Source organism: Pseudohalioglobus sediminis (assembly GCF_008370495.1).
Classification (GTDB): Bacteria; Pseudomonadota; Gammaproteobacteria; order Pseudomonadales; family Halieaceae; genus Halioglobus.
The window spans coordinates 334,829-357,898 of sequence record NZ_VTUX01000004.1 but is presented as its reverse complement, the minus strand read 5'-3'; the positions used below and the strand labels follow the sequence as shown (position 1 = coordinate 357,898).

Annotated in this window: 22 protein-coding genes; 14 read left to right on the top strand and 8 right to left on the bottom strand. The window is 61.5% G+C overall.

The features are described 5' to 3' along the window. Positions 1-120 precede the first annotated feature (120 nt). The 11 genes from F0M18_RS11090 to F0M18_RS11040 all read left to right on the top strand — a co-directional run bounded on the left by F0M18_RS11090 (position 121) and on the right by F0M18_RS11040 (position 11,307). Positions 121-1,878, top strand: a complete 1,758-nt coding sequence (locus F0M18_RS11090) for a protein-disulfide reductase DsbD family protein (protein WP_149611487.1) — start codon at positions 121-123, stop codon at positions 1,876-1,878. A 207-nt stretch (positions 1,879-2,085) separates the two neighbouring features. After that, positions 2,086-2,532 carry a type II 3-dehydroquinate dehydratase gene (gene aroQ, locus F0M18_RS11085; protein WP_149611486.1) on the top strand — a complete coding sequence of 149 codons (447 nt, stop codon included), beginning with the start codon at positions 2,086-2,088 and terminating at the stop codon, positions 2,530-2,532. A 19-nt stretch (positions 2,533-2,551) separates the two neighbouring features. Beyond that, complete coding sequence (gene accB, locus F0M18_RS11080) at positions 2,552-3,019, top strand: acetyl-CoA carboxylase biotin carboxyl carrier protein (RefSeq protein ID WP_149611485.1); 468 nt, start codon at positions 2,552-2,554, stop codon at positions 3,017-3,019. 26 nt (positions 3,020-3,045) lie between these two features. Beyond that, positions 3,046-4,386, top strand: coding sequence for an acetyl-CoA carboxylase biotin carboxylase subunit (gene accC / locus F0M18_RS11075; protein ID WP_149611533.1), 1,341 nt, complete (start codon positions 3,046-3,048; stop codon positions 4,384-4,386). A gap of 82 nt (positions 4,387-4,468) precedes the next feature. Further along, the gene (prmA, locus tag F0M18_RS11070; RefSeq protein ID WP_149611484.1) at positions 4,469-5,359 is read left to right on the top strand and encodes a 50S ribosomal protein L11 methyltransferase; all 891 of its coding nucleotides are present in this window, start codon (positions 4,469-4,471) and stop codon (positions 5,357-5,359) included. A gap of 244 nt (positions 5,360-5,603) precedes the next feature. After that, the gene (gene dusB, locus F0M18_RS11065) at positions 5,604-6,587 is read left to right on the top strand and encodes a tRNA dihydrouridine synthase DusB (RefSeq protein ID WP_149611483.1); all 984 of its coding nucleotides are present in this window, start codon (positions 5,604-5,606) and stop codon (positions 6,585-6,587) included. After that, positions 6,584-6,904: a DNA-binding transcriptional regulator Fis gene (gene fis / locus F0M18_RS11060; protein ID WP_149611482.1), complete on the top strand. Its 321-nt coding sequence runs from the start codon at positions 6,584-6,586 to the stop codon at positions 6,902-6,904. The genes dusB and fis overlap by 4 nt, the downstream gene beginning before the upstream one ends. 4 nt (positions 6,905-6,908) lie before the next feature. Continuing rightward, positions 6,909-8,477 carry a bifunctional phosphoribosylaminoimidazolecarboxamide formyltransferase/IMP cyclohydrolase gene (purH, locus tag F0M18_RS11055; protein WP_149611481.1) on the top strand — a complete coding sequence of 523 codons (1,569 nt, stop codon included), beginning with the start codon at positions 6,909-6,911 and terminating at the stop codon, positions 8,475-8,477. 80 nt (positions 8,478-8,557) lie between these two features. Next, entirely contained in the window at positions 8,558-9,847 is a 1,290-nt protein-coding gene (gene purD, locus F0M18_RS11050; protein WP_149611480.1) for a phosphoribosylamine--glycine ligase, read from the top strand. Between the two features lie 20 nt (positions 9,848-9,867). Next, positions 9,868-10,512 (top strand): 2-polyprenyl-3-methyl-6-methoxy-1,4-benzoquinone monooxygenase, encoded by a 645-nt coding sequence (gene coq7, locus F0M18_RS11045; protein ID WP_149611479.1) that lies wholly within the window; start codon positions 9,868-9,870, stop codon positions 10,510-10,512. A gap of 33 nt (positions 10,513-10,545) precedes the next feature. Further along, positions 10,546-11,307 (top strand): sulfotransferase, encoded by a 762-nt coding sequence (locus F0M18_RS11040; RefSeq protein ID WP_188109690.1) that lies wholly within the window; start codon positions 10,546-10,548, stop codon positions 11,305-11,307. A 119-nt stretch (positions 11,308-11,426) separates the two neighbouring features. Here the strand turns inward: F0M18_RS11040 and F0M18_RS11035 are convergent, their stop codons facing one another. Further along, complete coding sequence (locus F0M18_RS11035) at positions 11,427-11,855, bottom strand: OsmC family protein (RefSeq protein WP_149611477.1); 429 nt, start codon at positions 11,853-11,855, stop codon at positions 11,427-11,429. 135 nt (positions 11,856-11,990) lie between these two features. Here F0M18_RS11035 and crp point away from each other — a divergent pair, with 135 nt between their 5' ends. Then, the gene (gene crp / locus F0M18_RS11030; protein ID WP_149611476.1) at positions 11,991-12,635 is read left to right on the top strand and encodes a cAMP-activated global transcriptional regulator CRP; all 645 of its coding nucleotides are present in this window, start codon (positions 11,991-11,993) and stop codon (positions 12,633-12,635) included. A 16-nt stretch (positions 12,636-12,651) separates the two neighbouring features. Here the strand turns inward: crp and trpC are convergent, their stop codons facing one another. The 7 genes from trpC to F0M18_RS10995 form a co-directional block, all read right to left on the bottom strand. After that, positions 12,652-13,461 carry an indole-3-glycerol phosphate synthase TrpC gene (trpC, locus tag F0M18_RS11025; RefSeq protein WP_223177963.1) on the bottom strand — a complete coding sequence of 270 codons (810 nt, stop codon included), beginning with the start codon at positions 13,459-13,461 and terminating at the stop codon, positions 12,652-12,654. Between the two features lie 4 nt (positions 13,462-13,465). Continuing rightward, positions 13,466-14,509, bottom strand: coding sequence for an anthranilate phosphoribosyltransferase (gene trpD / locus F0M18_RS11020; protein WP_149611475.1), 1,044 nt, complete (start codon positions 14,507-14,509; stop codon positions 13,466-13,468). Position 14,510: 1 nt separating this feature from the next. Then, positions 14,511-15,089 (bottom strand): anthranilate synthase component II, encoded by a 579-nt coding sequence (locus F0M18_RS11015; RefSeq protein ID WP_149611474.1) that lies wholly within the window; start codon positions 15,087-15,089, stop codon positions 14,511-14,513. After that, positions 15,089-16,573: an anthranilate synthase component I gene (gene trpE, locus F0M18_RS11010; protein WP_149611473.1), complete on the bottom strand. Its 1,485-nt coding sequence runs from the start codon at positions 16,571-16,573 to the stop codon at positions 15,089-15,091. Before trpE ends, F0M18_RS11015 begins: the two co-directional genes overlap by 1 nt. Before the next feature lie 273 nt (positions 16,574-16,846). Next, positions 16,847-17,515, bottom strand: coding sequence for a ribulose-phosphate 3-epimerase (rpe, locus tag F0M18_RS11005; protein WP_149611472.1), 669 nt, complete (start codon positions 17,513-17,515; stop codon positions 16,847-16,849). 73 nt (positions 17,516-17,588) lie between these two features. Further along, complete coding sequence (gene murU, locus F0M18_RS11000; protein ID WP_316838472.1) at positions 17,589-18,269, bottom strand: N-acetylmuramate alpha-1-phosphate uridylyltransferase MurU; 681 nt, start codon at positions 18,267-18,269, stop codon at positions 17,589-17,591. Positions 18,270-18,274: 5 nt separating this feature from the next. After that, the gene (locus F0M18_RS10995) at positions 18,275-19,345 is read right to left on the bottom strand and encodes an aminoglycoside phosphotransferase family protein (RefSeq protein WP_262500917.1); all 1,071 of its coding nucleotides are present in this window, start codon (positions 19,343-19,345) and stop codon (positions 18,275-18,277) included. Between the two features lie 109 nt (positions 19,346-19,454). Between F0M18_RS10995 and F0M18_RS10990 the strand changes: the two genes are divergently transcribed. Then, positions 19,455-21,794, top strand: coding sequence for an LPS-assembly protein LptD (locus F0M18_RS10990; protein ID WP_262500916.1), 2,340 nt, complete (start codon positions 19,455-19,457; stop codon positions 21,792-21,794). Then, complete coding sequence (locus F0M18_RS10985; protein ID WP_262500915.1) at positions 21,784-23,061, top strand: peptidylprolyl isomerase; 1,278 nt, start codon at positions 21,784-21,786, stop codon at positions 23,059-23,061. Before F0M18_RS10990 ends, F0M18_RS10985 begins: the two co-directional genes overlap by 11 nt. Positions 23,062-23,070 lie beyond the last annotated feature (9 nt).

Here is a 23,070-nt window from a genome sequence, read left to right as displayed (position 1 = left end):
TACAGCGTTTTTCAGCGTCGTACACTATAGCACCCCCATACCACATGGGGCAGTGGATTGGGCCGGTTGCAACTGGCTGTTACACTTCGCACCCATTACGGACAGCCAGCAAGGATAACCATGCGCGGACTACTTTCAGCGCTGCTCTTATTTAGCGCGTCACTCGCTTTTGCCCAGGGCCTGGGCTCACAGGCGACAGTGAACTTCGGTGCCGCCTCCACGCCGGATTTCCTGCCGGTGGAAGAGGCCTATCGTCTGGAAGTGGAGATACTGGGCGACAAGCGCATCCGCCTTTACTGGCAGATTGCCGACGCATACTACCTTTACCAGCACGCCTTTAAATTCAAGCTTGATGGCGGCGCCATCGCCCTCACCCCGACTTTCCCCCCGGCACTGGAACGCACCGATGAATACTTCGGCGAGGTGCGCGTGTACTACCAGCAGGCCGACCTGGTGCTCGAAACCGAAACCGCCATACCGACCGGCGGCACACTGGCAGTCACCTCGCAGGGCTGCGCCGACGCGGGATTGTGCTACCCACCGCGCACCCAGTATTTTTCACTGGATACCGTAGCCGCCACGGCACAGGAGCTCGAACGACCCGCACGGAGCGCGCAGGATGTGGGTTCCAGCGCCGGCACCGGAGCTCCGGGCACACTGCCCTATATGCTGCTGCTGGCGTTCCTGGGCGGTGCGATTCTCAACCTGATGCCCTGTGTATTTCCCATCCTCTCGCTCAAGGTACTGAGTTTCGCCAATAGCAATGAGCACGATCGCCACCTGCACAGCTGGGTCTATACCGCCGGCGTCGTGGTGAGCTTCGTCGCCGTGGCCGCGCTGTTGATCGGCCTGCAACAGGCCGGCCGCGCAGTGGGCTGGGGCTTCCAGCTGCAGAGCCCGGGCTTCGTCATCGCGCTGACCTACCTGTTCCTGGTCATGGGCTTGTCGCTATCCGGACTGCTGCAACTGGGTGGCAGCCTGATGAACACCGGGAACCAGCTGGCCAGCAAGCAGGGCCTGCCCGGGAGCTTCTTTACCGGGGTGCTGGCAGTGGTTGTGGCGAGTCCCTGTACGGCCCCCTTCATGGGCACCGCGCTGGGCTTTGCAGTGACCCAGCCGCCGCTGACCGGGCTGCTCGTATTCGCCGCGCTCGGCCTGGGCATGGCGGCCCCGCTGCTGGTGTTCAGTTACAGCGGCGGCGCCCGCAAGCTCATGCCGCGGCCGGGCCCGTGGATGGACACGCTGAAGCAATTTCTCGCCTTCCCGCTCTATGCTGCAGCGATCTGGCTGTTGTGGGTAGTGGGCCGACAGACTGGGGTCAACACCATGGCCGCCGTACTCACCGGCGCATTGGCCCTGGCGATGGCACTGTGGCTGTGGCGCTTCGGCGGCTGGCGGCGCGCGCTGGCCGTCGCTTTTGCGCTGGCGGCTATCTCCCTCGGCGGCTGGCGGGGCCTTGACGAGAGTGGCAGCCGCAACAGCCTGTTGGCCGAAGGTCGCGTCGCCTGGTCCGAACCCGCGCTGGCGGAACTGCGCGCTGCCGGCAAGCCGGTGTTTGTGGACGTCACGGCGGACTGGTGTATCACCTGCATTGCCAATGAGCGCGCCGTGCTGCTCACCGACACCATGCAGGCGGCCTTTGCCGAACACGGGGTCACCTACATGGTCGCCGACTGGACCAACTATGATGCTGACATCGCCCGCTTTATCAGCGCACATGGCCGCACAGGGATACCGCTTTACCTGATGTACCCGGCGGATCCGACGCTGGCACCGATAATATTGCCGCAAATTCTCACCGACGCCGCAGTGCTGGAGGCGTTACAGGCTGTTTCGGTCAAAAAGACGGAAGTTGCCCACACTTTGACCGCACAATAGCGACAAATAAGCGTTTTATTTGGCATCTTCTTCGATACGCCACTGTACTCTCCCGTAGATACCGACAAATGGATAAAACTGGCTAACTTCTGGAATAAAGCGGCGAACTGTCGTCAAAATTCGAAAAATTACCATTTACCATAGACAGTGCACCATAATTGGGCCACACTTTGTCAAACTGTGCCTGCCCTTCTGGAGCAACTCGACATGGCGACCATTCTCGTGCTGCACGGCCCCAACCTGAACCTGTTGGGAGAACGCGAACCGGACATCTATGGGCACGCCACCCTCACTGACATCAACCAGCAGCTCGAGCAACAGGCGCGAGACCGGGGCCATCACCTGCTGCACGTGCAAAGCAATGCCGAGTACGAACTGGTCGAGCGGGTACAGGATGCCCGCCACGAGGGGGTAAATTTTATCCTCATCAATCCCGCTGCCTTCACCCATACCAGCGTCGCCCTGCGCGATGCTCTCGCGGCGGTACAGATACCCTTTATTGAAATCCATCTTTCCAACGTGCATGCGCGAGAAGCGTTTCGCCAGCATTCCTACTTTTCCGATATCGCACTGGGTGTGATTTGCGGACTTGGACCGCAAGGCTATGAACTGGGATTGCAGGCCGCCTTGCGCCACCTCGAACAAACCGAATAATCAGACGGGAGACAACGACATGGACATTCGCAAGGTAAAAAAGCTCATCGAACTGCTGGAAGAATCCAACATCGATGAAATCGAGATCAAGGAAGGCGAGGAGTCCGTGCGCATCAGCCGCAACAGCGGCCAGAACCTGTTCGCCGCCGCGCAGGCCCCTGTTTACGCCGCTCCGGCACCCGCACCGGTGGCCGCAGCCCCGGCACCTGCAGCAGAACCCGCCGCCCCCGCGGAAGCGGCGCCCGCGGTGCAGGGTCACACGATCAAGTCGCCCATGGTGGGCACCTTCTACCGTGCCCCCTCACCCACCTCCCCCGCCTTTGCTGAAGTGGGCCAGACCGTCAAGGTGGGCGATGTCATCTGCATTGTCGAAGCGATGAAGATGATGAACCAGATCGAGGCAGACAAGTCCGGCACCATCGAGGCCATCCTGGTAGAGAACGGTGAGCCTGTTGAATTTGACCAGCCGCTGATATCAATCGTATAAGGCGCGCCGAGGAACCAGCTATGCCCATTCTCGACAAAGTACTCATCGCCAATCGCGGTGAGATCGCGCTGCGCATTCTCCGGGCCTGCAAGGAACTGGATATCAAGACGGTGGCGGTGCACTCGTCTGCGGATGCGGAACTGATGCATGTGCGCCTGGCCGATGAATCCGTCTGTATCGGCCCGCCATCGTCCGCGGAGAGCTACCTGAACGTCCCCGCCATTATTTCGGCCGCGGAGGTGACCAACGCCAACGCGATACACCCCGGCTATGGTTTCCTGGCAGAAAACGCCGATTTCGCCGACCAGGTTGAAAAGAGCGGCTTCACATTTATCGGCCCCACAGCCGAGACCATCCGCCTTATGGGTGACAAGGTTTCCGCCATCGAAGCCATGAAGATGGCGGGGGTACCGACGGTTCCGGGCTCCGACGGACCGCTGACTGACGATCACGACCGCACCCGGGAAATCGCGCAACGTGTTGGCTACCCGGTCATCGTCAAGGCCGCCGCCGGCGGTGGTGGCCGCGGTATGCGGGTGGTACACAACGAAGAAGTATTGATCAGCTCCATCGAGGTCACCAAGTCCGAGGCCGCAGCCGCCTTCGGTTCTGATGTGGTGTACCTGGAAAAATTCCTGCAGAAGCCCCGCCACGTGGAGATTCAGGTGCTGGCCGATGGCCAGGGCAACGCGGTTCACCTCGGCGACCGTGACTGTTCACTGCAGCGCCGGCACCAGAAGGTGCTGGAAGAAGCGCCCGCCCCCGGCATTCCCGACAATATGCGCGAACAGGTGGCCGAGGCCTGCGTCAATGCCTGCATCGAGATCGGCTACCGCGGCGCGGGCACCTTCGAATTCCTGTACGAAGATGGCGGCTTTTACTTTATCGAGATGAACACCCGCGTGCAGGTAGAGCACCCCGTGACCGAGATGATCACCAGTTTCGACATCGTCAAGGAGCAGTTGCGTATCGCCGCCGGCATGCCGCTCTCAATAAAGCAGGAAGACGTGCGTTTTCACGGCCACTCTTTCGAGTGCCGCATCAACGCCGAGGATCCGCAGAATTTCCTGCCTTCGCCCGGCAAGGTTACCACCTTCCACGCTCCGGGCGGGCTGGGTGTACGCTGCGACTCCCACTTGTATGACGGCTATACGGTGCCGCCTTTTTACGACTCACTTATCGCCAAGATCATCACTTTTGGCGAGAATCGCGACGTCGCCCTCGCGCGTATGCGCCAGGCCCTGGACGAACTGGTGATCGAGGGCATTCGCACCAATGTGCCGCTGCACCGGGACCTGACCCGCGACCGCGCCTTCCAGGCCGGCGGCGTAAGCATTCACTACCTCGAAAGCAAGCTTGAAGATTGAGCGTGATCCAGGCTGAAAACGCATCAGGCAAAGCCTACGGGCGCCCGGAAAGCAGCAGTCGCCTGAGCTGCACGCGGCCGCTGTGAGCTGGCTGCAACTGCGCCTGGACACCACGCCGGAGCACGCCGAGGCACTGGAACAGCTCCTTCTCGACAGCGGCTCGGTTGCTGTCACCATGGAAGACAACGCCGACCAGCCCGTACTGGAGCCCGCGGTGGGGGAAACGCCACTCTGGGGCCAGATCAGGCTGACCGGCCTGTACCCGGCGGACACCAACATGCAGGCGGTGCTGCAGCACTTCCCGGCGGAGACGCTCGCTCGCTGTAACCAGCGCGTGGAGATCCTCGAGGACAAGGACTGGGAGCGCGAGTGGATGCAGCACTACCAGCCCATGCGTTTCGGTAACCGGCTGTGGGTCTGTCCCAGCTGGCTGGAACCCCCGGAGGCGGAGGCCGTTAACCTGCTGCTCGATCCAGGGCTGGCTTTCGGCACCGGCACGCATCCCACCACGGCCCTGTGCCTGGCACAGCTGGATGCGATGGACCTGGCGGGAAGCACCGTGGTCGATTACGGATGCGGGTCCGGCATCCTCGCAGTCGCCGCAATCAAGCTGGGAGCAACAAGGGCACTGGGGGTAGACAACGATCCGCAGGCGCTGCTTGCCAGCCGCGACAATGCCGGCCGCAACAGCGTCGATCCCGCTATATTTCCCGTGGCCCTGCCCGGCCAATATGACAGCAATGCCTGGCAGCACCAGGCAGAAGTGGTGATCGCCAACATTCTCGCTGGCCCGCTGATGCAGCTGTCCGGTACCCTGCTCGGCTTTCTCAAACCGGGCGGCACGCTGATGATCTCCGGGCTGCTGGCCACCCAGGCAGCGGAGATGATTGAGCACTATGCCAGTGACATCGAACTCACCGCTGTCGGGGAGCACGAGGGCTGGGTTTGCCTCGCGGGCACAAACAGGCCCTGATCGAGCGCCCACCGGCCCTCACCGGCCGCAAGAAGATCCGCCTTCAACCGCTGCAGCACCCCGCGTCGCAGACAGGCCGCCGGGGCGGGCCCTGCACAGTTTACGCCCGGGACCGGTAAACACGCCCGAATTCTTGACCGGGCGCACAAACTGGCGGTTTTTTATCCAGTAATTCTTCCCCGCCAGCAGGCTTGCGAGTAGACTACTGCCTCTTTTTTGCACCACCCCTTCGATGCCGCAAGCTATGCCACAGATTGGACCCTACAAGCTGGCCAACCCCGTTGCACTCGCACCTATGGCGGGCGTGACCGACCTGCCATTCCGGCGCCTGTGCGCGCAGATGGGAGCCGGCCTCGTGGTGTCGGAAATGATCAGCAGCAACCCCCGTTTGCGCAACTCACGCAAGACCGCATGGCGCAGCGTGCATGACGCCGAGGTGGAACCGCGCTCGGTGCAGATCGCCGGTAGTGAACCCGCCGAACTGGCCGCAGCTGCCCGTTACAACGTGGACCAGGGTGCGCAGATTATCGATATCAACATGGGCTGCCCGGCCAAGAAGGTCTGCAAGAAGGCAGCCGGGTCGGCGCTGCTGGCCGACGAGGCGCTGGTACGCGACATCCTGCATGCCGTGGTAGCAGCGGTGACGGTGCCCGTCACCCTGAAAATACGCACCGGCGCAGATCCGGCGCACCGCAACGGCGTTGCCATAGCCCGCATTGCCGAAGACGCTGGCGTGGCGGCACTGGCAGTGCACGGCCGCACCCGCGCTGACAAGTTCAACGGCGAGGCGGAGTACGACACCATTGCCCGCATCGTCGAGGCTACCGACTTCCCGGTTTACGCCAATGGCGATATTACATGCGCAACCAAGGCAGCCCAGGTTATCGCCTGCACCGGCGCAGCCGGCGTCATGGTGGGTCGCGCCGCCCAGGGTCGCCCCTGGCTGTGCGGGGAAATCGCCGCGCACCTGGCCGGCGAATCCTTCCAGACGCCCAACACCAGCGAGCAGCTGGCGATACTGCACCGCCATGTGCGGGCACTGCATGAGTTCTACGGTGAATTCATGGGTGTACGCATCGCCCGCAAGCACGTCGCCTGGTACCTGCAGGGACTGGCCGACTACGCCGCTTCGCGCAGCACCTTCAACCGGCTGGAGTCCGCGACACAGCAGCTGCAACATATCGAACAGCTTTTTTCACTTGCAACCAATGAGGAACTCGCAGCATGACCAGGGCTGAACCCCTACACGCAGCAGTGGACGGCGATACCGCCGCCAACGATGAACAACAGGCCCAATCCCACCAGGGCTCCAGCCTGCGCGATGCCGTCACGGCAAGCGTGCGCAAATACCTCGACGAACTGGATGGCCAGATGTCCACCGACGTATACCAGATGGTGCTGGCAGAAATAGAGGCACCCCTGCTTGAGGAAATCATGGCGTACACGCGCCACAACCAGACCAAGGCTTCCGTCATGCTTGGCCTCAACCGGGGCACCCTGCGCAAGAAGCTCAAGCAGTACAACCTGATTGGCAAGAAAGGCTGAGAACATGAACGAACCCGTAAAAATCTCCCGCGCGCTGATTAGCGTTTCCGATAAATCAGGTATCGTCGATTTCGCCAGCAAACTGCGCGAACTCGGTGTGGAGCTGCTGTCCACCGGCGGCACCTATCGCCTGCTGCAGGAGAACGGACTGGAGGTCACCGAGGTGTCCGAATATACCGGCTTCCCCGAGATGATGGATGGGCGTGTCAAGACACTGCATCCAAAGGTGCATGGCGGCATTCTTGCTCGCCGTGGCCAGGACGACGCGGTGATGGCCGAGCACGGCATCGACGCCATCGACATGGTAGTAGTCAACCTGTATCCCTTCGAGGCAACCGTGGCCAGGGAGGATTGCTCTCTGGAAGATGCAGTGGAGAATATCGACATCGGCGGCCCCACCATGGTGCGTGCAGCGGCCAAGAACCACCGCTTCGTCAACATTGTGGTCAATGCGGCGGATTACGACAGCATTATCGACGAAATGCAGGCCAACGACGGTGCCACCAGCCTGGACACACGCTTCGACCTGGCCATCAAGGCCTACGAACACACTGCGGCCTATGATGGCGCCATCGCCAACCACTTTGGCAAGCTGGTCCCCGGCGGCTCCGCCAGTTTCTCGCGCACCTTCAACACGCAGTTCCACAAGGTGCAGGAAATGCGCTACGGCGAAAACCCGCACCAGAAAGCCGCCTTCTATGTAGAGGCAAATCCTGCCGAGGCGGGCATCGCCACCGCAAAACAGATCCAGGGCAAGGAACTCTCCTACAACAACGTGGCGGACACCGACGCCGCGCTGGAGTGCGTCAAGAACTTCGAGCAGCCGGCATGTGTCATCGTCAAGCACGCCAATCCCTGCGGCGTGGCCGTTGCCAGCGACATCGGCAAGGCCTACGACCTGGCTTTCGCCACCGATTCGGAATCCGCGTTCGGCGGCATCATCGCCTTCAATCGCGAGCTTGATGGCGCCACCGCCGCTGCAATATGCGAGCGCCAATTCGTCGAGGTCATCATTGCACCCAGTGTATCTGCCGAGGCCATCGAGGCCGTGTCCGGCAAGAAAAACGTGCGCCTGCTGGCGTGTGGTCAATGGTCGGCACCGTCTGCGGCACTGGACTACAAGCGGGTGAATGGCGGGTTGCTGGTGCAGGATCGCGACCTGGGCATGATTACCGCAGCCGATCTTGAGGTCGTCACCAGGGTGCAGCCCAGCGAGCAGCAATTGCAGGACCTGCTGTTTGCCTGGAAAGTAGCCAAGTTCGTCAAGTCCAACGCCATCATTTATGCCAGCAATGGCCAGACGGTGGGTGTCGGTGCGGGCCAGATGAGCCGCGTGAATTCGGCACGCATCGCTGCCATCAAGGCAGAACACGCCGGACTGGAGGTAAAAGGCTCGGTGATGGCATCCGATGCCTTCTTCCCCTTCCGCGACGGCATCGACAGCGCGGGGGAGCGCGGCATCGCTGCCGTGATCCAGCCGGGAGGCTCGATTCGCGACGAGGAAGTCATCGCCGCGGCGGACGAGCATGGTATGGCCATGGTGTTCACGGGAATGCGCCACTTCCGGCACTAAGCAGCAGCGCTCTCCCGGCGCCTTCTCTGGAACCGCATCCGTGCAGGAGCGGTCACGACATTACGAGGAAGCCCTAAAGCATGAATGTATTGATTATTGGCGGCGGCGGACGCGAGCACGCACTGGCGTGGAAGGCTGCACAGTCGGCAGGCGTAGACACCGTCTATGTCGCACCGGGCAACGCCGGCACGGCGATGGAGCCTGGACTGGAAAACGTCGCCATCGACGTGATGGACTTCACGGGCCTTGCTGACTTTGCCGCCAACAACGCAGTCGGGCTCACCATTGTCGGGCCGGAAGCGCCGCTGGTGGAAGGCATCGTCGATTACTTCAGCGAACGCAGCCTGCGTTGCTTCGGCCCCAGCCGGGGCGCGGCACAGCTGGAAGGGTCGAAGGCTTTCACCAAGGATTTCCTTGCCCGCCATGATATCCCCACCGGTGCCTACGCCAACTTCACCGACCTGGATGCCGCCCTCGCCTACCTGCGGGAGCAAGGCGCCCCCATCGTGGTCAAGGCCGATGGACTGGCGGCGGGCAAGGGCGTCATCGTGGCCGAAACGCTGGAGCAGGCCGAGGCCGCCGTCACCGACATGCTTTCCGGCAATGCTTTCGGTGAAGCCGGGTGCAGGGTAGTGATCGAAGAGTTTCTGGAAGGTGAAGAAGCCAGCTTCATCGTGATGGTGGACGGCACCAACGTCCTGCCGATGGCGACCAGCCAGGATCACAAGCGCATCGGTGAGGGCGATACCGGACCCAACACCGGCGGCATGGGCGCCTACTCACCCGCGCCGGTGGTCGACGAAAACGTCTACCAGCGCATCATGGACCAGGTGATCACACCAACGGTTCGCGGCATGGCCGCAGAAGGCAACGACTACACCGGGTTCCTGTACGCAGGACTGATGATTTCACCAGAAGGTGAGCCCAGGGTTATCGAATACAACTGCCGTTTTGGTGACCCGGAAACCCAGCCGATCATGGTACGCCTGCAGTCCGACCTGGTCACCTTGTGCGACGCGGCGCTGGACGGAAAACTGGACACTGCCCAGGCAGACTGGGACCCACGCTGTGCCATCGGCGTGGTACTGGCCGCCGGGGGTTACCCCGGAAGCTATGCCAAAGGCACTGTGATCCACGGGCTGGATGCCGCGCAGGATGAGGGCATCAAGGTTTTCCACGCCGGCACCGCCCGCGACGGTGATGCAGTTGTGACCAGTGGTGGCCGGGTCTTGTGCGTCACCGCATTGGGGGAAGATATCGCCGCTGCCCAGCAGGCCTGCTACCGGGCCGCAGACAGGATCGACTGGGACGGCATGACCCTGCGCCGCGACATTGGCTGGCGGGCCATCGCGCGGTATAGTCAGGGCTGAGTTACTGAGCACCGAAGTCAATGCGTGAACGCAGATTAACCATGGTAGACCGCCTGATCAGCGAGGCGGACGCGGTGATGCGAACCATCACCAACCGCGGGCACTCCGCCGGGCGCCCCTCGCCCTCCGATGGCCACACCGACGCCGAACTGCCAGCAGAGGAGCGCAAACATGTCGCCGGGCTGATGCGTGTGAATCACACCGGCGAAGTCTGCGCACAGGCGCTGTACCAGGGCCAGGCCCTGACCGCGCGCCTGCCTACCGTGCGCGACGAAATGCGCGAAGCCGCAGAAGAGGAGATTGACCACCTGGTCTGGTGTGAGGAACGCCTGCGTGAACTCGACAGCCGACCCAGCTTACTGAACCCGGCCTGGTACGGCATGTCTTTCGCACTCGGCGCCATTGCCGGCGCCATCGGCGACGAGGTCAGCCTGGGCTTTGTTGCCGCCACGGAAGAGCGGGTATGCAACCACCTCAAGGACCACCTCAAGCAATTGCCGGAGGATGACCGCAAGTCGCGGCTTATCCTGCAACAAATGCTTGAGGACGAGGAGCGGCACGGCCGCAACGCGCTGGAAGCCGGCGGCAAAGACTTCCCGCGCCCGGTGAAAGATGCCATGAGCGCGGTGTCCCGGGTGATGACCGGTTCCAGTTACCGCATCTGATCTCCCGATCCATTGCCGACCAAGAAGCCGATGATGCACGACAGCGCCCGATTTCTGGTAGACCCGGTGTGCATGGGTGGCGTCGGCGGCAGCGGCACCCGGGTGGGCGCCGAGATCATGCAGGCCCTGGGCATTTACCTTGGTCCCTTGCTCAATACCGCCAAGGACAATTTTTCTTTTCCTCCGCTGGCCAGCCTGTTGCAAGAGGTCGAGTCAGAGGCAGAACGCGAAACCATTGTGTTCAAAGGTCTTGCTGAATTTGAACACACCATGCAGGAAAACTTCCTTGAGCAAGACCAGCAAAGGTATCGCTCGTGGGGCTGGAAAATCCCCGGTTCCTTCTACTGGCTACCCTACACTTCCCGCTATTTCCCGCGCATGCGCTACGTGCATTTCATGCGCCACGGCCTGGACATGGCTTTCAGCGGCAATCGTAACCAGATCAAGAACTGGGGCTGGCGATTCGGGATTGAACACCAGGACCCGCCCACACCCGAAGACCTGCTGGCCTACTGGATTGCAGCCAACAACCACGCCATAGCGACAGCGAGTGAATTACTGGGAGATCGCTTCCTGCTGGTCGATTTCGACGCCCTGTGCTGCCAGCCCGAAACCGAGGTCAGGCGCCTGGGCCAGTTCCTGCAGCCGGATGCCAGTGAAGACGAAATAACAGGGGCCCTGGCACTGGTCCACAAGCCCGGCTCCATGCAGCGTTACCGTAAACACGATGTAAGATCGCGATTTGCGCCGGAGTCGATCGCGGCCGTGGAGGCACTGGGCTTTACGGTTGAATGACCCGGGCAGGATGAGCGGGGCAGGATGACCTGCCGGGCGATTTAGCGTTGGCAACGCGGCGCTATCACGCCGGGCGCAGGCCAGAACCGGGCAGCGGGAATCACCCGCTCAGGTAAAGGTTAGCCGGCCTGGTACTCGAGGATTTCAAAACTGTGGCTCATCTCCACCCCGGCGGCACCGAGCATTATCGACGCGCTGCAGTACTTTTCCGCGGACAACTCCACCGCACGCTTGACGTGACTCTCCTTCAGGCCGATGCCGGACACCACGAAGTGCAGGTGGATTCGGGTAAACACCGCGGGCACCGCGTCGGCCCGGTCGGCATCGATTTCCACCCGGCAATCGACGACCTGCTGCCGCGATTTCCGCAACATGGCCATGACATCGTACGTGGAACAGCCCCCGGTGCCGATTAACAGCATCTCCATAGGGCGCGGGCCGAGATTACGTCCGCCCAGGTCCGGCGAGCCATCCATCACCACCGCATGACCACTGCCGGATTCGCCTACAAACATGGCGCCGTCTGTCCACTTTACCGTCGCTTTCATGCTTTCCTGTTTCCATCGTGAAATTGAAGGCGCAGCAGCTTAGCACAACAAGTACCGTTTTACTTGGGCCGGGTCTGGGCTAGAATCGAGCTACAAATAAACGAACAATTATTAAGCAAGGTAGGGTAAAAACGGGTGCTGAAGCCACAAATTATCAATGCGATACCCACTATCGAAAGCTTTCTGCGCCACTGCCAGCGCAAGGAGTACAAAGCCAAGGCCACGGTAATGAAACAGGGCGAGGCCGGAGATACGCTGTACCTTATCCTGGACGGTTCCGTGTCAGTGATGGTCGAGGACGAATCCGAACCCGATCACATGATGGTGGTCAGCTACCTCAATCCAGGCGACTTTGTCGGTGAGATGGGGCTGTTTGAAGATGATGTCCAGCCGCGCAGCGCCATGGTTGTCGCCAAGACGCAATGCGAAGTGGCGGAAATATCCTACGCCCGCTTCCACCAGATCAGCGCCCAGTACCCGGAAATTCTCTACGCCATTGCCCGCCAGCTGGGTAAACGCCTGCGCCAGACCACGCGCAAGCTCACTGACCTGGCCTTTGTCGATGTATCCGGGCGGATTGCCCACACCCTGCTGGACCTGTGCAAAGAGCCGGATGCGATGACGCATCCCGACGGCATGCAGATCAAGATCACGCGACAGGAACTCGGCAAGATCGTGGGTTGCTCACGGGAAATGGCCGGCCGTGTACTCAAGACCCTGGAACAGGATGGCCTGGTGTCTGTCTCCGGCAAGACCATGGTGGTATTGGGCGCCCGCTGAATACGGGCGTCCCGTCTTAGCCCGCGGCGAAGAATAGCTCGCGCAAGCGATCACCGGGCTCGTCGGCACGCATAAATGCCTCACCAACGAGGAAAGCGTTCACACCCCGTTCCCGCATAAGCGCCACGTCATCAGGCGTATGAATGCCGCTCTCGGTTACCACCAGACGATCCGCCGGTATGTGTGGCAGCAGGTCCAGCGTGGTCTCCAGGCGCATATCGAAAGTGTGCAGGTCGCGGTTATTGATACCGATCAGTTGCGTTTCCAGCTCCAGTGCCCGATCCAGCTCCGCACGGTCGTGAACCTCCACCAGCACATCCAGCCCACACTCCGCAGCTGTGGCAGCCAGCTCTCGCATCTGCTCATCTGCCAAGGCCGCGACAATCAACAGTATGGCATCCGCACTGATCGCCCGTGCCTCCACCACCTGATAGGGGTCTACAGTAAAATCCTTACGAATAACCGGCAGCTCGCAGGCTTCGCGCGCTGCCTGCAGGTAGGCATCGGCACCCTGGAAAAAGTCGATATCGGTCAACACTGACAGGCAGCTGGCCCCGCCGGCCTGGTAACTGGCCGCGATCCGGGCCGGGTGAAAATCCGCTCGAATAACGCCCTTGCTGGGCGAGGCTTTTTTCACCTCGGCAATCACGGCAGGATTACCGGCCGCCACGCTGGCGGCCATCGCCGCGGCAAAACCACGGGCTGCCGCCTGCCCGGAGATACGTGACTCCAGCTCCCCCAGCGACACCCTGGCGCGACGCTCCGCCACTTCCTCGGCCTTGCGCGCCAGAATCTTGCGCAGGATGGTAGGCGCATTCACAGCCATAAGCTCAGCCTCCCTTGCCGCGCATAAGCTGGGTGAAGTCGATAAACGACTGCAGTTTTTCCGCCGCCTGGCCACTCGCCAGCAGGTCTTCTGCCATCGCCACACCGTCCGCCAGGGTACTGGCCACACCGGCTACATAGATAGTGGCGCCGGCATTCAGCGCAATAATGGCGGCGGCCTTGCGCGAGGCCTCATCCGCGGCCCCGCCCAGTGCACCGCGAATCAGCTTTGCCGATGCCGCGGCGTCTGTCACCGACAAGCCGTCCAGGCTCTGGCGTTCAACGCCGAACTCCTCGGGGGTAATGTGGTAGGTCTCTACACTGCCGTCGCGCAACTCGGCGACCCGGGTGCCCGCGGCAATGGATATCTCGTCAAGGCCATCGTCCGAGTGCACGATCATCACGTGTTCGGCGCCCAGCGCCTTGCTCACCTCGGCCATGGGTGTACACAATTCAGGGCTGAAAACGCCGATGACCTGTCGTTTCACAGCGGCCGGATTGGTGAGCGGGCCGAGGACGTTGAACACGGTGCGCATGCCCAGCTCACGGCGGGGTCCAACAGCGTAACGCATAGCGCTGTGATGCGCCGGTGCAAACATAAAGCCAACGCCGATCTCTTCAATGGCGCGCGCCACTTGCTCCGGCTTCAGGTCCAGCGGCATGCCCAGAGTCTCCAGCACGTCGGAACTGCCGCTGCTGGAAGAGACGCCGCGATTGCCGTGCTTGGCCACGTGCGCACCGGCCGCTGCCACCACGAAGGTAGAGGCGGTGGACACGTTGAACAGGTTGGCGCCATCTCCCCCGGTGCCCACCAGGTCTACAAGGTGCGGACAATCCACCACCACCGGCGTGGCAAGTTCACGCATGACCTGGGCGGCGCCGGCTATCTCTTCGATGGTCTCACCTTTAATGCGCAGCGCAACCAGCAGCGCGCCTATCTGCGCATCCGTGGTGGCACCGGACATTACCTGGTGCATCACTGCAGCCATGTCCTGTCGAGTGAGGTCCCGTGCGTCAACCAGTGCGGCGATAGCCTGCTGAATGTCCATGCTATTGCTCCAGGAAATTGCGCAACAGGTCGTGCCCATGCGCGGTAAGTATCGATTCGGGATGAAACTGCACGCCCTCTACAGCCAGTTCGCGATGCCGCAGGCCCATGATCTCGTCCATCTCCCCGGCTTCGTTCTGGGTCCACGCGGTAATTTCAAGGCAATCGGGCAGCGTTTCGCGCTCTACCACCAGGCTGTGGTAGCGGGTTGCCTCGAAGGGTTGGCTGAGGCCGCGAAATACACCTTCTCCCCGGTGATGTACCAGTGACGTCTTGCCGTGCATGACCTTGCGCGCACGCACTACCTTGCCGCCAAAGACCTGGCCAATGCTCTGGTGACCGAGGCAAATACCCAGAATCGGCAGCTTGCCGGCGTAGGCCTCGATCACCGCCATGGAGATGCCCGCCTCGTTGGGTGTGCAGGGCCCCGGGGATATCACAATGCGCTCGGGCGCCAGTGAGTCGATATCCGCCACGGCGATCTCGTCATTGCGCACCACCTTTACATCGGCACCCAACTCGCCAAAGTACTGCACCACGTTGTAGGTAAAGGAATCGTAGTTATCGATCATCAGCAACATTACGCATCTCCGGCCAGGGTCATGGAGGCTGCCCGGAACATCGCCCGGGCTTTATTGTGCGTTTCCTTCCACTCCAGATGCGGCACCGAGTCAGCAACCACGCCACCGCCGGCCTGCACGTATAACCTGCCGTCCTTGATCACCGCGGTGCGTATTGCAATGGCGGTATCCATGTCACCCGCCCACGACAGGTAGCCGACTGCGCCGCCATAAACACCGCGTTTGACCGGCTCCAGTTCGTCGATAATTTCCATCGCGCGAATTTTCGGTGCTCCGCTCAATGTCCCGGCGGGCAGCGTCGCACGCAGGACATCAATGGCACTGCAGCCCGCCTTCAGCTTTCCGGTCACGTTGGACACGATGTGCATCACGTGCGAGTAACGCTCTACAACCATCTTGTCGGTCAGTTTCACCGAACCGATCTCCGCAATGCGTCCGACATCGTTGCGGCCGAGGTCGATCAGCATCAGGTGTTCGGCAATTTCCTTGGGATCGGCGAGCAACTCTTCTTCCAGTGCGCGATCTTCCTCATCCGAATAGCCGCGCCGGCGGGTGCCGGCAATCGGGCGGACGGTCACTTCGCCCTTTTCCAGTCGGGCGAGGATTTCCGGTGACGAACCCACGATATGGAAGTCATCCAGATCGAGGTAAAACATATACGGGGAAGGGTTGAGGTTGCGCAGGGCACGGTAGAGATTTAGCGGTGGTGCGCTGAAGGGGGCACTCATACGCTGTGAAGGCACGACCTGCATCACATCACCAGCGAGCACGTACTCCTTCACCTTGTTGACGGCATCATGGTAGGACGCTTCCGTGAAATGCGAGTCCGCCTCGCGCTCCAGTTCGGCGCTGTCAGCGCCCTCAAGCACTACCTGCGGCAACGGTGGCATCGGTCGCGGCAAAGTGGCCACGAGTTCCTGCAGCCGCTGCATGGCGCGCCCCAGTGCGTCTTCCTTGGCTGGATCCACGCTGACAACCAGGCGAATGGTGCCGGCCAGGTTATCGAATACCAGCACTTCCTCCGCCAGCATGAGCAGGATATCGGGATTGCCCAGCTCATCTTCCGGCTCACTGGCGGCCAGGCGCGGTTCGACGTAGCGCACGGTGTCATAGCCGAAATAGCCGACCAGGCCGCCGTGGAATACGGGGAGGTCATCCCGTGGTGCGGCCCGGTAACGCTGCTGGAAGGCCTCGACAAAGGCCAGCGGATCCGCGACCTCTTCGCTTTCCACCAGCTTGCCGTCCTGGTAGACCTCGGCCCGGTACCCGTGCACTTTCAGCACGGTGCGGCAAGGCAGGCCAATTATTGAGTAACGGCCCCATTTCTCACCGCCCTGCACCGATTCGAAAAAGAAAGAATAGGGGCCCTCCGCGAGCTTGCGGTAGGCACTGATCGGGGTTTCCAGATCCGCCAGCACTTCCAGGCTGACGGGTATACGGTTGTAGTCTTGTGCCGCCAGCGCGGCAAAGTCCTGCGGATTCATGGGTGTTCCTCGGAGAATTGGGGTGCGTAATCAGGGCGTAGCAGTGTCCTGGCTACCATCGCCAGCAGGTGATCTCCCGCATCGAGAGTTGGTCGATGCTGTTACGCAGGGCTGTTTGCACAGCGGTCTCCGGATAGAAAGTGCGCCTATTTTACATTGCCGCCCGGTATTGGCAAATACGGCCTGGCAACGAGGCCATTGTTGGTATTGGTGCCGGGCGGCGCCTGGCTGCCCTGGCCGCCGGGGAGCGATGCCAGCTGGAAATATCGCCGGCTAAATCGATGCCAGCTGTGCGCGCATGCGGCCAATGACCTCGGCATAATCCGGCTGATTGAAGATCGCCGATCCGGCCACGAAGGTGTCGGCGCCGGCCGCGGCGATCTCGGCGATATTATCCGGCGTGACGCCGCCGTCTATTTCCAGGCGAATGTCGTGGCCCGAGGCATCGATCAGGGCCCGCGCCTCACGCAGCTTGTCCAGCGTGGCGGGTATGAAGGACTGGCCACCGAAACCCGGGTTCACCGACATCAACAGCACCATGTCGACCTTGTCCATGACATACTTCAGCGCATCCAGGCCCATCGCGGGATTGAACACCAGGCCTGACTTGCAACCCGCGTCACGAATCATTTGCAGGGAGCGGTCTACATGCGTGGACGCGTCCGGGTGGAAGGTTATGTACGTGGCGCCCGCCTCGGCGAAATCCCCGATCAGCCGATCAACGGGGCTGACCATCAGGTGCACATCGATCGGGGCGATGACCCCGTGGTTGCGCAGGGCCTTGCAAACCATGGGCCCAATAGTGAGGTTGGGCACATAGTGATTGTCCATCACGTCGAAGTGCACGATATCGGCGCCGGCAGCGAGCACGTTATCCACTTCCTCGCCAAGGCGGGCAAAGTCGGCAGAAAGTATGGAAGGGGCGATCTGGTAGTCGGCCATGACAGGACTCCGGGAAATGACGAGGGCGCTATTCTAACTGTTCAATCGCGTGGGCACGAGACACGCTAAAACTTCAGGCACCAGTTTGCGCACTGACGCGGGCATCCAGTGCCGCCAGGCGCTCTGGCGTACCGACATCTTCCCAGTCGCCGCTGTAGTACTCCGCACCCAGGTTACCAGCGCCAATCGCGGCATCCAGCAGCGGGCGCAGGGCCAGCTTGCCGGCGCCGATCTCAGCGAAAAAGCGCGGCGTGAACAGGCCCAGGCCGGCATAGGTATAGCCGACGCAGCCCTCCTGGCGGTAGCGCAGGCGGCCTGTGTCGTCGAGAGCGAAGTCTCCCAGTGGATGCTGTGGCGGGTTGTCCACCATCACCAGTCGCGCCGCTTCCCAGTGCTGCAGTTCTGCGTGGCGCAGTCGTTTCAGCGGATAGTCGATCCAGACATCACCATTCAACACCACGAACGGTGCATCGCCAAGCAGCGGCAACGCCTGTTGTATACCTCCGGCCGTTTCCAGCGGCTGCTGCTCGCGAGAGTAGTCGATATGCAGGCCCCATCGCGAACCATCTCCGCAATACGCTTCCAGTTGCTCGCCGAGGTAGGACACATTCACCACCAGTTGATGAAACCCCGCCCGGGCCAGGTGCCGGAGGTGATGCTCAATCAGCGGCACCCCTGCCACCCGCAGCAGGGGCTTCGGGCTGTGGTCGGTGAGCGGGCGCATCCGCTCTCCCACCCCGGCGGCAAGAATCATCGCTTTCAACGGCCTTGGCTCCAATCCTGCGCCGCAGCGGCGGGCACCAGGGCTGACTCGAACCAGTGGGCAAATGGCTTCACCTCGGGGATCGAATCGCGGTAGGCATCGAGCACTTCACTGACATAACGCAGTACCAGCGGCAAATCATCGAGATAGGCCGGCTTGCCATCGCGCAGGTAGAGCCGCGCAAACGTCCCCAGCACCTTGAGGTGACGTTGCAGGCCCATCAGGTCGAACCAGCGCAAGAATCGCGCTGCCGTGATTTCGGTGTCAGGCTGGGCCTTAAGCAGTCGCTCCAGGTAAGCGAGAGCCCAGGACTGCACCTGTTGGGGCGGCCAGCGGACATAACAATCACGCAGCAGGGAAACCAGGTCGTAGGTGACGGGGCCGATCACCGCGTCCTGGAAATCAATGACGCCAAGCGCCCCATTGGCCTGCGGCATCAGGTTGCGACTGTGGAAATCCCTGTGCACCAGCACCCTGGGTTGCTCCAGTGCGCTGTCTACCAGGCAGCGCACCAGGGCGTCCCAGCCAGCTTCCGGCGGCACCTCGGTACCGAGCAGGCGCCCGGCAAACCACTGCGGAAAGCGACTCAGCTCCTCACGCAGCAGTGCCTCATCGTACTGCGGCCAATCGGGATCGGCGGGGTCGGCCGCGCCCAATCGCTGCAGTACGTCAAAGGCCTCACGGTAACGTTCATCTACAGTATCAGCGGCCAGCTCAGCGAGCAGCAGCCTGTCGCCGAGGTCACCCAGCAGCAGGAAGCCGCGCTCCAGGTCAGCTGCCACCAGGCCCGGCACACACAGGCCCGCTGACTCCAGCACATCGCGCATGGCCAGGAACTGGGCGTTTTTTTCGCTCGCCGGGGGCGACTCCACGGCAATGAAGCTCTCTCCGGTGAAAGACAGCCGGAAGTACCGACGCGCGCTGGCATCGCCCGCCACCGCCGTCAATGCGGGTACCTGACTGTCACCGAGCACGGACAGCGCCCAGGGCAGCAGGTCGGGATGCGGGGCGCTGTCAGTCAACGGCAGCACCGCCGCGGAGACCGCGCGGGAAAATTTCTCGGACAATGACCATTTGATGCATTAGAATTCGGCCTTTACCCGCCACCACACCCTTATAAGAATGACGTTCAGTTCTGCTCTCCATCGACCGCGCACTGGAACTACCGTTCTCGGCTTGGCCGTACTGCTCGTCTTCGCCACCCCGGCGACGGCACAGGATACCAGCGCCGCGACTGAGGCACACCCCCTGGACTGGTCCAAAGAGCGCGACGTACCCAGGGATATGCGCGACGACCAGTGCCTGCGGTGCGACGGGCGCTATCTTGACCCGCTGCGGGATGAAGACCAGTCCACACCGCCGGAAGCATCCGACATCAACGCGCGCACCGCGGAGACTGAACTCCGGGACAATACCGTCATCTTCCTGGGCGGGGTGGAAGCCAACCAGGGCTATCGCCGCATCCGGGCCGACAGCGCCAGTATCGACCGGCTGGAGCGCTCGGCAATCCTGGAAGGAAATATTTCCTTGCGCGAGCCCGGGGTACTGCTGCGGGGTGAGCGCGCCCGGGTTTACGCCAGGACCGGCGAAGCGAGCATAGAAAACAGCCAGTTTGTACTGCACCAGCAACACCTGCACGGCAATGCCGACCTGCTTGAACGCGACGATGCCGGTATACTGCATATTCATGGTGGGCAGCTGAGCTTCTGCGCGCCGGACGAAGACAGGGATGACTGGCGTATCCGTGCAGACACGCTGGAACTGGATGTCGAGGAGGGCCTCGGGGTTGCCCGCGGCGCGCGCATTGATGTCGCCGGTGTGCCGGTGTTTTATTCGCCCTGGCTGCAATTCCCCATCGATGACCGCCGTCGCACGGGCTTCCTGTGGCCGGATATCGGTTCCGATACCCGGGGTGGTATCGACGTGTCGGTGCCGGTCTACTTCAATATTGCCCCAAACTACGACTTGCTGTATTCGCCCCGCTATATCGAGGAACGCGGCATCAACCACGAAGCCAAGGCGCGCTACATGAATCCGCTGGTTGGCGACTGGCTGGTGGGCGGCGCCTTCATGGACAACGACAAGCGCTATGAGGACGAGTACCCGAGCGATCGCAACTATGATCGCTGGCTGGCGGTGGTGAAGCATAACGGGCTGTTCAACAAGCGCTGGCGTTCGCAGGTGGACTACAGCAAAGCCAGTGATGTGAATTATCTCAAGGATCTGGAAACCTCGAGCCTGGATTCGAAACGCGAGACCGCGCTGCTGCAATACGGGGCGCTGGACTATCTTGGTGATCGCTGGCTGGCAAACGTGGAAGTGCAGCAGTTCCAGAGCCTCGCGGACGACATCAACAACGACTACAAGAAACTGCCGCAGATTACCGGCAGCTACCGGCCGGACGGCACCCCATTCGAGATAGACCCAATTTTCCTGGCCCAGTATTCCACCTTCGATTCAGACGACGAGAGAGTCACCGGCAACCGCCTCTACACCGAGGCCGGACTCGCCTACCCGATGCTCTGGACTTACGGCTTCCTGCGCCCGACCGCACAGTACCGATTCCTGAAATACGACCTCAACGAGCACAGGAACTTCGAGGACAACAGCCCTGATGCTGGAGCTGCAATGCTGAATGTGGATGGCGGACTGTATTTTGATCGCCCCACCAGGCTGTTCGGCAACTCCATGCTGCAGACCCTGGAGCCGCGGCTCTACTATCTCTACAGCGGCTATGACGACCAGAGCGACCAGCCGGATTTCGACAGTGCCGAACTGACCTTCACCTACAACCAGCTGTTCCGTGATACCCGTTTTTCGGGCCGTGACCGTATCGACGACGCCAACCAGCTGTCGGTCGGCCTGACCACCCGTTTCATCGATGAAGAAGACGGCCGCGAGGAGTTTAATGCCAGCATCGGCCAGATTCTCTACTTCCGGGACCGCGAAGTCCGGCTGAAGCCGAATGACCCGCCCCTGGAAACGGGCGGCTCAGAACTCGCTGCCGAGGTGGCCTACTATCCCAATGAGCGCCTGAGCGCCCGCGCCAGCCTGATCTGGGACCCCTACAGCGACAAGATGAACTCGGGTAATTTTTTCACCAGCTACACCCGTGACGATGGCAGTATCTTCAACCTCGGCTACACCTACCGTCGCCCGCTGACCACGGTCAACACGGAGCAGGCCCCCACCGAGCAGGCACACGTGTCATTTTTTATGCCTGCCGGTCGCAACTGGCGGGTATTTGCAGCGATGAATTACTCGGTCGAGGCCAACACCAGCGTAGAAGATATGTTTGGAGTGGAATATGATAGCTGCTGCTGGAGGGTGCGGGTGCTTTACCTGCGCTACTTCGACAACGCTTCCGGGGAAAACCCAGACTTTAACGACCCCCTGCTCGAGCGTGAAGATTCCACCCAGGTTCAAATCATGCTCAAAGGCATGGGCGGCTTCGGCAGCCGTGCCAGCAGCATCATGAAAGACATGATTCGAGGTTTTACCGATAGTGAATATTAAAACGACGCTGCCCTGCCTGTTACTGGCAGCCCTGTGCCTCATTGGCGGCAACGCCAGGGCCGAAACTGTAATGCTTGACCAGGTCGTGGCCATCGTTGAAGACGATGTGATCATGGCCAGCGAACTGCGCGAGCGCCTCAACCAGTTGCGCGAAACGCTGGAGTCCCGGGGCGTCGAAATGCCGCCTGAGGATGTACTCATCCGCGAGACACTGGACCGACTGATACTGGAGAGCATCCAGATACAGAAAGGCCAGCGGGTGGGCGTGCGCATTTCCGACGCCCAACTCAACAGCGCCATGCAACGGGTCGCGGCACAGAACGGCATGGACCTGGAGCAGTTCCGCACGGCGCTGGAATCGCAGGGCCAGTCCTACCAGGCGATGCGGGAACAGATACGCAAGGAGATCGTTATCCAGCGCGTCCAGGCCGGCAACGTCAACCAGCGCATCGAGATCAGCGAACAGGAAGTCGACAACTTCCTGGCCACGGAGGACGGCCGCAAGCTGTCGCAGCCTGAATACCAGATTCTTCACGCCCTGCTGGCGGTATCCCCGAGTGCTCCGGCCGATGAAGTCGCCCGTGCCGAGGCCTACGTCAACAGGATATTGGCGGAAATACGCTCCGGCACACCCTTCGACAAGGCGGTGAGTGCCCCCGGGCCCTACGCTTTCAGCGGCGGCAACCTGGGCTGGCGGCGCCTGGATGACCTGCCCTCCCTGTTCGCGGACATTGCACCGGGCCTGGCCAAGGGTGAAACCGACCTGGTGCGCTCGGAGAGCGGCTTCCACCTGATCAACATGGCCGACCGCCGCGGCGGCGAGAACATGGTAGTTGCACAGACGCATGTGCGGCACATCCTGGTCAAACCCTCCGAAATCATGAGCGACGACCAGGCGCGGGCGTTGGTAGCCGAGCTCAAGCAACGCGCCCTGGACGGCGAGGATTTCGCTGAACTGGCGCGCGAATACTCCGAAGATATCGGGTCGGCACAGGAAGGCGGCGACCTCGGCTGGACCAGCCCCGGGCAGATGGTTCCCGAGTTTGATGCGGCCATGGCGGCGACCCCGGTAGGTGAAATTTCCGACCCCGTACGCAGTGAATTCGGCTGGCATATCCTCGAGGTTCTGGACCGCCGGGAGCAGGATATGACCGACACCGCCGTGCGTAACCAGGCGAAGAACTACCTGCACCAGCGTAAATACCAGGAAGAGCTGGACGCATGGCTGCGGCAAATACGCGATGAAGCGTTTGTCGACATCAAGTAGCGGCCGGGG